Annotated in this window: 10 protein-coding genes; 6 read left to right on the top strand and 4 right to left on the bottom strand. The window is 31.9% G+C overall.

Annotated features, from left to right (window positions below):
• Positions 1–31 precede the first annotated feature (31 nt).
• On the bottom strand, positions 32–760 hold the full coding sequence (locus B2217_RS11245) for a hypothetical protein (protein ID WP_286496922.1): 729 nt from the start codon (positions 758–760) through the stop codon (positions 32–34).
• 68 nt (positions 761–828) lie between these two features.
• The gene (locus B2217_RS11240; RefSeq protein WP_284584294.1) at positions 829–1,077 is read right to left on the bottom strand and encodes a hypothetical protein; all 249 of its coding nucleotides are present in this window, start codon (positions 1,075–1,077) and stop codon (positions 829–831) included.
• 547 nt (positions 1,078–1,624) lie between these two features.
• On the opposite strand from B2217_RS11240, the gene mef(C) reads away from it, so the two are divergent.
• The 5 genes from mef(C) to B2217_RS11215 all read left to right on the top strand — a co-directional run bounded on the left by mef(C) (position 1,625) and on the right by B2217_RS11215 (position 6,394).
• Positions 1,625–2,848: a macrolide efflux MFS transporter Mef(C) gene (gene mef(C), locus B2217_RS11235; protein WP_291122600.1), complete on the top strand. Its 1,224-nt coding sequence runs from the start codon at positions 1,625–1,627 to the stop codon at positions 2,846–2,848.
• Between the two features lie 3 nt (positions 2,849–2,851).
• Positions 2,852–3,736 (top strand): Mph(E)/Mph(G) family macrolide 2'-phosphotransferase, encoded by an 885-nt coding sequence (gene mph / locus B2217_RS11230; RefSeq protein ID WP_291122597.1) that lies wholly within the window; start codon positions 2,852–2,854, stop codon positions 3,734–3,736.
• A 646-nt stretch (positions 3,737–4,382) separates the two neighbouring features.
• The gene (locus B2217_RS11225; RefSeq protein ID WP_115001161.1) at positions 4,383–5,024 is read left to right on the top strand and encodes a DUF6266 family protein; all 642 of its coding nucleotides are present in this window, start codon (positions 4,383–4,385) and stop codon (positions 5,022–5,024) included.
• 521 nt (positions 5,025–5,545) lie between these two features.
• On the top strand, positions 5,546–5,800 hold the full coding sequence (locus B2217_RS11220) for a helix-turn-helix domain-containing protein (RefSeq protein WP_314543829.1): 255 nt from the start codon (positions 5,546–5,548) through the stop codon (positions 5,798–5,800).
• Positions 5,801–5,947: 147 nt separating this feature from the next.
• Positions 5,948–6,394: a hypothetical protein gene (locus tag B2217_RS11215; RefSeq protein ID WP_291122595.1), complete on the top strand. Its 447-nt coding sequence runs from the start codon at positions 5,948–5,950 to the stop codon at positions 6,392–6,394.
• A 155-nt stretch (positions 6,395–6,549) separates the two neighbouring features.
• Here B2217_RS11215 and B2217_RS11210 read toward each other — a convergent pair whose 3' ends face one another.
• Both B2217_RS11210 and B2217_RS11205 read right to left on the bottom strand, forming a co-directional pair.
• Positions 6,550–8,499 (bottom strand): oleate hydratase, encoded by a 1,950-nt coding sequence (locus B2217_RS11210; protein ID WP_125349231.1) that lies wholly within the window; start codon positions 8,497–8,499, stop codon positions 6,550–6,552.
• 93 nt (positions 8,500–8,592) lie between these two features.
• Positions 8,593–9,468: a helix-turn-helix domain-containing protein gene (locus tag B2217_RS11205; RefSeq protein WP_125349232.1), complete on the bottom strand. Its 876-nt coding sequence runs from the start codon at positions 9,466–9,468 to the stop codon at positions 8,593–8,595.
• 291 nt (positions 9,469–9,759) lie between these two features.
• Between B2217_RS11205 and B2217_RS11200 the strand changes: the two genes are divergently transcribed.
• Complete coding sequence (locus tag B2217_RS11200; RefSeq protein WP_291122594.1) at positions 9,760–10,950, top strand: MFS transporter; 1,191 nt, start codon at positions 9,760–9,762, stop codon at positions 10,948–10,950.
• The last annotated feature ends 142 nt before the right edge of the window (positions 10,951–11,092 follow it).

Raw genomic sequence — 11,092 nt, 5'->3', positions numbered from 1 at the left:
CAAGACGAAAGCTTAGTTATTGGTGGCAGTTTTAATTAGAAATAATAACTCTTGAATTTCTTTTTTCTCTCATTTCCAGCATTTTATTGTTTAAAATTTCATCTAATTCTTTTTGAGTTATTATTTTTCTATTATCTTTTAAAGGTTTTATTTTGATGTTTTTATTATATTTCATATCTTCTAAGATAACTTCTTGATTGCCATTAAAATTAATTTTAACAATTAATCCTTTAAGACCTAAAAGTCCAAATGGTAATACATTCTTTGGGTAACTGTCATCATATAAAACTTCAATTGTATATTCTCTATCCTTTGTTACCCCTTTTTCTATTTTTGTAAACTTAGCTTTTTTACATATACGTTCCTCCATACAAGAAATGTTGTCTGCAATAATATCCCAAGTAAAATCATTTTCATCAATTTTAATTACGTAATCTCTTTTACTATTCAAAACAATATTTTTTTTGTAATCATAAAAAAAATCTCCTTGAGATTTTATAAATACTTCTGTTAAATCGACGCTAGTACCTTGAGAATTATTTAGTTTAGACTCGGCTTTAAAAGTTCCTATTGAATCATTTTGTTCAAGTATATATGTAATTGAATCGTCAAATTTTACATAAATTCCTTTTTTATTTAAAGCTGTAATTTTTTCAGAGTCATAAGCATTATAAAATTTATATATAAATGTATTTGCTATTTCTTGAGCAGATAGATTATAAGTAAATAGTAATAATAATAAAATTTTAATTGTTTTCATACTTAAATTATAATTAATATTTATTTTGATCCTTTAATAATTAAAGGATCAAAATAAAAAAATAATGATTATCTATTCATATTGTTAAATGTACAAATATTATACATAGCGTCTCCAAGTTCAATTAACTCATTTGAAGATAATCCTAAGTTAGCCTCTTCAAATACTTCAATTGTTAAAGCTCTTTTTGCTTCACAATCTTCTTTTTGAACAATAGTTTTAGATTCTTCAATCTTTGATACTTCAATCTTTTCACTTGAAGCAAAAGTAAATGTTCCTATTAGCATAAAACCTAATGTGAAAACTAATCTTTTCATGTAATTTTTTGTTTTAAATTAATTAATCTGCTACCTGCAGTAGGTTGGAATTAGTTCCCTTATTGGTAATCATTTATCTAATCAATTTGTTTACAAAATACGATTTAATCTCTTTCGTAGTGAGTGACTTTATTTGAGAACTTTGAAAAATATGTTCTACAAAACTATTTTAATAAATCGTAAATCTTGGACGTCATGCTGTTAAAAATTGCCACCAACGGTTTGGGTATTGCCGAAGGCGGGGTTTTTTAGCACTAAAGTTTAACCGAAGAACGAATGTTTAACCTTGCACAAATGTCCAATCGAAGCCGTTCAGCCCCGCTTTTGGCAATACCTTGTTAGCTGCTGGGCTTAATTTTGCTAAAATAGCTTATTTTTTTAAGATAATAATTTGTACTTTTGTGGCTTCACTTCCAAAAAGTATACAACACGTGGCAAAGCCTTGGATTAAATAATAGGGTTATTCTCTTTAAACCCCACTTTTATGGTATAGTACTCTATAGTATTATGCTACAATTATTTTGTTGTATAATTTAATCAAGTTTTTATGGAAAACCGTAAATGGTTTAAGACCTATATGTATATATGGGCTGGACAGTTTGCTTCAATGCTCACAAGTTATGCTGTTCAGTTTGCTATTGTTATATGGCTTAGTCTGGAGTACAATTCAGCCGAAGTTTTAGCATACGCAGGAATAGCAGCTATGTTACCTCAAGCATTGATAGGCTTAATAGCAGGTGTATATGTTGACCGTCTCAATCGGAAGTACGTTATGATTTTTTCGGATGCTTTTATAGCTCTCTGTGCCCTTTTGTTACTCGTCATTTTACAAAATGAAAATGTTAATCTGATATGGATTTACATTTTATTGGGTTTACGCTCTGTTGGTAATGCTTTTCACGCTCCGGCACTACAGGCAATTGCTCCGCTGATTGTACCCCAAAATGAATTGATAAAGGTAGCAGGAATTAATCAGGTGTTACATTCGGTTTGCAGTATTGGTGGTCCTGCCATTGGCACATTAGCCATTGCTTATCTTCCTATTTCAAAAGTATTGTACTTGGATTTGATTGGAGCATTGCTGGCTATTCTTTCACTCGTGATTGTGAAAATTCCCAATGTGGCTACGAAGTCAAAATCGTCTGCACATTCTATTGCTACAGATTTTTCGGAAGGGTTTCAGACTGTTTCCAAAAACAAAGGTTTGCGTTATCTTTTTCTTTATGCAATGGCGATAACATTTGTTATAATGCCAGCTGCCATTATGTTTCCGTTGCTTACAACTGGGCATTATGCAGGAGGAAAATGGGAGATGGGAATTGTAGAAGTAGTTTGGGGCGGAGGTATGCTTATTGGCGGTGTTATCCTGAGTATTTTCAAATTGAAAGGCTCAAAAGTAGTCGCAGTCAATGTTATGTATGTATTATTGGGACTTACATTTATTTTGAGTGGTGTATTACCCGCAAGTTGGTTTGTAGGATTTGTGATCGTAACTGCCATTGGTGGTATCAGCCTGTCCATTTTCAATGGCTGTTTTACAGCAATTGTACAAACAGAGGTAAGTCCTGAAAAATTAGGACGTGTATTTTCACTTTATTACAGTTTGGCAGTTTTGCCAAGTGTAATCGGTTTATTATTCACAGGTCTAATTGCAGAAGGTATTGGTGTAAATAGTACGTTTATTATAAGCGGTTGTTTGGCAATCGTTGTGGGTATTCTTTCGTTTAGCACTCGCAACTTAATGCAATTAGGTAAAATCAAAAAAGTTTAAATAATGAAAAATAGAGATATTCAAAAAATAGCGGAAAGAAATGGTTTATTTCTTTCGGATGAAATGAGTTTTAACGATATGGGAATTGACTTTAAGGTTGGTTTCGCTACAGATAAGGATGGGACAAAGTGGTTGTTGCGTATCCCAAGAAGAACAGACTTAGGCGAACAGATTGCGAATGAGAAACGTATTCTTCAATTGGTGTCGAAATACCTTTCGGTACAAGTTCCTGACTGGCGTATAGCTAATGAAGAACTTGTAGCCTATCCTTTGCTTGATGGAAAACCTGCGCTAACTTATGATACTGAGACCTACGAAGTAACCTGGAATATGCCTAAAGAAAGCGAACTTTACATTCCATCGTTGACGAAGGTTTTGGTTGAACTTCATTCCATTCCAACGCAAGAGGTTCTTAGTAACGGATTAAAAGTGTTGACGGCAGAACAAGCCAGAAATGAGATTTCAGAAAGATTGCTTTTGGTGAAATCTGAATTAGGTATAAGTACCGAATTAGAAAATCGATACCAAAAATGGGTGGATAATGATGCCTTATGGCCGAATTTTACAAAATTCATTCACGGTGATTTGTATGCAGGTCATACACTTACTCATCATAATGGAGAATTGTGTGGAATTATCGATTGGTCAACGGCACAAGTTAGCGATATCGCTCAAGATTTTTCAGGACACGTTACTGTTTTCGGTGAAGAAAGTCTCAAAGCTTTGATTTCAGAGTACGAAAAACAAGGTGGAGAAGTATGGGATAAACTGTTTGAACAAGCAGTTGAGCGAGCTGCTGCCGCACCTTTAGCTTATGGGTATTTTGCTTTAGAAACGCAAGATGAAATGCATCTTAGTGCTGCAAAATTACAGTTAGGCGTTGAATAGAAATTTTGTTCTTTATTAGGGGGACTGATACCTTAATAGGGTCAGCTCCCTATTATTTCAAGGGATGTTTGTCTATTAGCGGTGTTGTGTAGCCTTGCAGCTAACATTGTTTTTTCACGAAACTGATCTAGCTTTTGTTTCGTAAAAAATCAACTATATCCGCATTTCGTAAAATTAGAAGCAAATATAATTATTTTTTTGTAAATAAGATACTTATAAAAACAATATTCATGTATCACGAAGTAATTTGATGTAGAATGTAATAATGAATGTATGGATAGCGAAACAAAGTATTCTTGCATCATTTTATTTTTACAATTTCAATTTCCTCCCACTTTTGTTCGTGTTTTCTTCGACCGTTCTTCGACGAGAATGCCGTTTTTCCGAAGATTCGTCGAACAATGGTCGAACAATGGTCGAACAAGACCAAAATTGACCAAAAATTCAATTTCTCTGTAGCTCTTATAAATAAGAGGTTAGCGAGGTTTTTATTTTGTCATATTACTAGTATTGTGTAAAAAGTAACTGGACAGAAGTGGACAAATGCGGGCAGAGCAGGGCAAATGCGGGCACAAAATTGTGTTTTTGTAAATGGTGTTGTTTCTGTTGCTAACTTTATGAATATTAACAATAAAAACTTGCAATTATGGCAGAAATTAAAAAAGGAATCCTTGGTGGATTCTCAGGAAAAGTAGGAACTGTAGTAGGCGTTAATTGGCGCGGCAAAGACATTATCCGTAGTTTGCCAAAAAAATCTAAAAGCCAACCTACTGATTTGCAATTGATGCAACAAATCAAATTTAAGAAAATTATTGGTTTTTTGCAACCAATTCGTCTTATTCTTAATTTATATTTTGGGAATAGAGTCGGGCTAAAATCGCGCTACAACATCGCGACTTCTTATATGCTGAACAATGCATTGGAAATGGAGAATGGTTTACCTGTTATTGTATTAGAGCGTGTATTGGTGTCGAAAGGCGATTTGGTTGGCTTTTTACAACCTACGATAGAGACGGCAGGTGGGGATAGTTTCCAAATGAATTGGGAAGATAATTCTGGGCAAGGCAATGCGCAACCTTCGGATTTTGTGAATCTTGTTTGTTATTGCGAGGAACTAAATTCGTTCGAAGTGTTTCAGAATGTTGTAACTCGTGATTCTATGATTATAGATGTTACTTTACCAACGTATTACAATGGCAAAAAAGTGAATTTTTGGGCGTTTCTGAATAGTGAAACAAAGGCTATGGCGAGTACCAGTATTTATCTTGGCGAGTATATGGTTGTGTAAAGGTAGTAGTGAGGTAGTAGTAAAATGAAGTTCGTTGATTGGAGTGATTTTTCGGTACAATACTTTGTTTAACGGCGTAGAAGAGTGAAGAAGAATCGTATCGAAAATAGAATTTTATAGATGTTGTTCAAATTTATTTTGACCACATAGAAACATAGTTTTAGTTGTGATGGCTTGTAAAAATTAGTTGAAAATACGAATAGGTAGACTACTAATTGGAAAGCAAAATCATTTGGTTCTATGTTTCTATGTGGTATTTTTTTTGCAAAGTGAATATGTGTTTTTTTTTCATCTTTATGTTTGGTGTAAAATTCTGGGAGAACCTTGCTTGTATTTATGGTTTTAATCCTAAAACTGTTCAACGATACATTGGTTTATTGTCGAACATAATCGATTTGAGTACTCTACAAAAAGTAGGGTGATAGCTTGATTATGCGTAGAGGAATATTATTAGATTTGTAAATATTTGGTTATTATATGTTTATGTTGTAAATTAGTTAGTCCTAACCCTAACTAAATATATGAAAAATGATTTATTTTTACAAAATGATGGAGAGGCATTGAAGGATATGAAACTCCTGCTACTAGAATTCCAAAAAACTTTTCTACTGTTAGAAGAAAGTCAGAAATTCTATGATAATGCAGACCTAAAAAGTTTGCTTAACGTAAGTGACAAAACGTTGTATCGGATGAGGAAAACGAATAAGATTCCTTATATTAAGTTTGGAAATAAATTCTATTATCCAAAACAGTTTTTTAACCAAATGGCTCTTTGATAAGAGCTTTTTTTGTGGGGTATTGGGAGTTGTTGAGATTGTGTATATTTGGGGTGTTGTTGAAGGATATATAGTAATGACAACTTTTTTGTAAAACAGGTTTTGTTTATTCTTGTAAAGAAATATTGTTAAGTTTAATTTTGTAAAATGACCCTGACTGATAGTATTGGAAAAATTATAACCGAAATAAAATATTGTTATAACCCAGAAAATAAATATGGATTACAGGAGTTTGAGTCTTTTATAAAAATTGATAATGATAAAGTAATTCAAATTCCTTACTTTCCAACAGAAGAATGGAATGAAAGTGAAACTTTAAAAAAGTTTGAATTAGCAAGGAAAGTTGAATCTAAACTAATAGAATTAATTTTAAATTTAAAAATCATTAATTATCATTTTAAATATTTCGAAAATGAACTTGATGAAATGGAGAAAGCAATAATTGAGCTTGAAAATGGACTATATATTACTGAGAAAAATGGACCATTTGGATTAACTGATGTTGATTTGCATAGTATGCATACAATAGAATTTCTAAAATTAAAGGAAAATATTGAATCAGAATTTGAAATAAAACCTTTAATAATTCAATAATAATATCACTATAGCTAATATTTATTAATAAAAGCTGGTATAGTTTTTAAATAGAAAAAATATAGTAATACTCAAAAAGCTTCTAAATCACTAAAGATTTAGAAGCTTTTATTAGTTTTATAGCATTGGTATTCAGGATTGAATTGTGGGTGATTTTAACCTCTAAAATGTCCTACCCATTCTTTGAATTTACCAAATTGTTCTAATAGAAAAGATTCTTTTTCTTCTTCCTCTTGTGGTGAATCTGATCCAATAGGTAGAATATGTTCAAAATAAGTTCCCTTTAAAACTTTATTCAATAAACCTTCACCCATGAATGGTTTATCATCGTTCAACGTTTTAGTTGCTTTTAATAAATGACGAATGTCGTATTGTAATGGATTAATGTCTGGAACTTGCTTATTTAAATTAAGTAATTCATAAACTGCAATACGTGCGGTACGAACAGAACTTTCCATTGTGAAAACTACATCGTTATTGGTTTCTACAAATTGACCTACTAAACCTAGATTCTTACACTCATCTGGAACTACTTGTGGGCGGTCTCCTTTTGCTCTAGGCATAAACATAGATGTGATGTAAGGCATATAAGCAGAACGAGTGATTGTATTCTCAATAACGTCGTCTATTTGGTCTTCAATTCCTAAATGATAACATAATTCTGTTAGGATTTCGTTTCCTGTACAAGTAGGCATTGTTTTCTTAATGTAGTTTCCTTCTTTATCCATAAATAATGCATAAACCCAAAGTACTAAAATATCATCTGGTTGTGTAGGAAAATGTGGTTGACGATTACAAGTAAAACTCATTAACCAATTAGAATCTGTAATGGTAATAATTCCACCTGTAACAGTTTGACCTGAATATGGATCATTAACAGAATATTCTTTTAGTTTTTCTACTAATGCAGAAGGTTTACAAGTTAAAGTAACAGATTCCCATGAAGATTTTTCAATATTCCCACAAAATTTTTCTGGACGACCAAAAACAGGAGATTTAGCAGAAAGGTTTTTCCATAGTTTCCACCCTGCACTTTGACCACTAGTATTATTATCTATCGCTAAAACTGGTGCCGTTGTATTATCTCCATACGCAGTATCTTCAGTCATAGAACCAGTAGTTACAATAACATAATCATTTGGTGTGACAGGAATAATTACATCTTGTCCATCTTGTTCTGTTATAATTCCTTTGACTACTTTTCCTTCTGTATTAATTAATAAATCTAAATCTTTAACCAGTGTATTTAACTGAATTTTTACTCCTTTTTCTTTTAACCATTTACCTAATGGCGTAACAAAAGTGTCGTATTGATTGTATTTAGGAAATACCAATGAAGAAAGATCATTTAAACCATCAATCGCATGTAAAAAGCGATGCATATATAATTTGAATTCTAGTAAACTATGCCAATTCTCAAAGGCAAACATTGTACGCCAAAATGTCCAGAAATTACTTTCTAAGAATGATTGATTAAAATAATCTTCAATTGTTATATCATCCAACTCTTCTTTTTTCTTTAACAAAAGTTTGATAATAGCTAATTGATCTTTCTTATTCAAACCAAATTTACTAAAGTCTTTTACTTTCCCTTTTTCATGAATTAAACGTGCAATAGAATAATTAGAATCATTATCATTTACTAATCTATATTCGTCTAAAACACTATAAGGTTCTGGTAACTCTAATGCAGGAATGTCTTGGAAAATATCCCATAAATTCTCGTAGGTACAATCCATTTCTCGACCTCCTCGAATTATGTAACCATCTTTTGCATTTCCAGCTCCATCTAACGAACCTCCTTCTACCTGAAGTTGTTCTATAAATGTGATATTCTCTGGAGTGAAATGTCCGTCTCTAATAAAATAATAGGCAGTAGCTAAACCTGCAATACCACTTCCCACAATATATACCTTACTGTCCTTATAAGATTTTGTAGGAATTCCTTTATTGCGTTGGTAATTTCCTATCTGATCAGAGAAAGGATAAGATTTTTCTGGAGTGTTTCTTGGTGTTTCTTTACTTGCATCTGGTTGATGATCAATATTTCCGTAGATAGTAGAATGATTTAAAACGTTGTCAAATTTTGAAGTAACTTTATCCATAATTATTTATTTTAAGATTCTAGAATAAAATTACGCTTTATTATTTTTCTAAAGTATCCCGAAATTCGTCATTTGTATCCCAAATTTCTTTTTTTATATATGTTGTTGTTTTCTATATTGTTGAGGAGAAATTGAAGTGTATTTTTTAAAAAACCGACCAAAAGATGAAGAAGAGTTGAAACCTAGATCTAATGCTATTTGGACAATTGTTTTCTCTGAGTAGCCAAGCAAAACATACGCTTCTTTTAATAAATACTCGTCAATAATAACATGTGGAGTTTTCTTAGTTGCTTTTTTTACAAGGTGAATCAAATATTTATTTGTAATAAACAATTGATCTGCATAAAACTGTACGTCTTTGTGAGCGATAACATTTTCTTGAACAAGTTGTGTAAACTTACAAAATAGAGTGTTGATTTCGCGGGAATAATTTTTATTTTCTTTTGAATATTGTTCAGCAATTATAGAGGCAGATTCAAGAAGTAAAGTAAAAATAATCGATCGAATAATATCTTCTAAGAACAAAACATTTCTTTCTCGTTGTTCTTGAAGATAATTGATTAACATTAAAAGATGATTCGCATCTTTTTTATTTGCCTTACAAACTGTAAAGTTTTGATGTGTAAACAAATTAAGTTTATCAATAAAGAAAGGATTAGAAATGTTTTTAAGGAGAAAGTTTTTCTCAAAAAATAACAATTTCATTCTGAAATTAGAGTTAGTATCTAGAATTTTCAAAACAGTAGAAGGAGCAGAAATCAAGAATTCGTTTTGAGTAATAAAATATTTCTGAGAATCTATCTCAACTTCTATCGAGCCAGATAAACAAATACAAAATGCATAAAAGTCGATTCGAAATGATCTTTCAGGAAACGCAAAAATTGGATTTCCTGATGAGATATAATATAATTTATTACAATTTACGCCATAAAAAGACAAGGTCTCTTTTAGATTTTCATAGTTTTTCATGCTTGAAAATAATAGTTGGTTAGATCGTTTTTTTGGGTAGTAGAATTGATAAAGCTAAAATAAGAATTGTTTAGTAAGTAATTAAATACAATAAGGTATTTTAACTGTATTCTAATGTAGAAGTTATTTTCACATCAACTAAGTAACTCTTAAATAAGAAATTTCATTAATAAATCAGTGAACTATCAACTAACAATGTTGAATGATGTAGTAATTTTTTGTAACAAGTAATACTTTTGGATTGTGTAGTTTGTTTCGGTTAAGATAAATTACCTTTGCAAAAAATCCGTTATGTTTTCTGCCATTAATAAAAAATTAAATTTAGATCCCGTTTATAATCTCCATTTTATTTTAATGTGTTTGAGTTCGTTGTTGTTTTCAGCGAGTTTCAATATGATGATTCCCGAGTTACCAGCTTATTTAAGCAGCATGGGAGGGGCAGAATACAAAGGATTTATTATTGCATTATTTACACTGACTGCGGGAATTTCGAGACCTTTTAGTGGGAAATTAACAGATAAAGTGGGACGTGTGCCTATCATGGCAGTTGGTTCTATTGTCTGTTTTGTATGCGGAATTTTGTATCCTGTTTTAACAACCGTTTCAGGCTTTTTATTTTTGAGATTAGTACACGGCTTTTCGACAGGTTTTAAACCTACTGCAACAGCAGCTTACATTGCGGATATTATTCCGCGCGAACGTTGGGGCGAAGCATTGGGCTTGCACGGAATTTGTTTCAGTATCGGAATGGCAATTGGACCTGCATTGGGAAGTACAATTACATTATATTCATCGATTAATGTGATGTTTTTTACATCTTCGTTTTTTGCATTATTGTCAATATTGATTTTATTCAATATGAAAGAAACCTTACAAAATAAACAGAAGTTTTCGTTCGGATTACTAAAGATTTCGAAACAAGATGTTTTTGCAAAAGAAGCTTTACCAGCGGCGTTGATTACGTTTCTTTCCTATGTCGCTTATGGTTCTATATTGACGTTAATTCCAGATTGGACTGAACATTTAGGTTTTCAAAACAAAGGAGTTTTCTTTATCGTGTTTACAATATCATCGATGATGGTTCGTTTCTTTGCAGGTAAGATATCTGACCAAAAAGGGCGTGTGTTGGTGATAAAATTAGGATTGGTTTTATTGATTGTTGCATTGGTGCTTTTAGCTTCTATTGATGCAAAAATAGGGTTGATTTTAGGTGGTTTGATGTATGGAATTTCAACAGGAATTCTTTCTCCTGCACTAAATGCTTGGACGATAGATTTTAGTAAACCTGATGAACGTGGAAAGGCGATGGCAACAATGTATATTGCGATGGAAGCGGGGATAGGGCTTGGAGCACTGTGTGCGGGTTGGTATTTTCAGGATTATTTGGATCGCATTCCGATGGTGATTTATGTTTCGGCATTTATCTGTCTTTTGGGAACCATTTATATGCTGAAATTTAAGAATAAGCCTCAAACAATTTAATTGAAAGAAATGAAAGCAGAATTATATCAATTTATAGCACAACAAATCGAAGATAAAATAACGTATTTGAATGGTTTGATTGACGATTTACGCGCCTCTAACAACGATACCAAAAGTAGTATGGGCGATAAATATGAAACAT

The sequence above is a fragment of the Empedobacter sp. UBA7620 genome (assembly GCF_002484185.1).
Lineage (GTDB): Bacteria > Bacteroidota > Bacteroidia > Flavobacteriales > Weeksellaceae > Empedobacter > Empedobacter falsenii_C.
The sequence above is the reverse complement of the archived record's forward strand: the minus strand, read 5'-3'. Positions and strand labels throughout refer to the sequence as shown.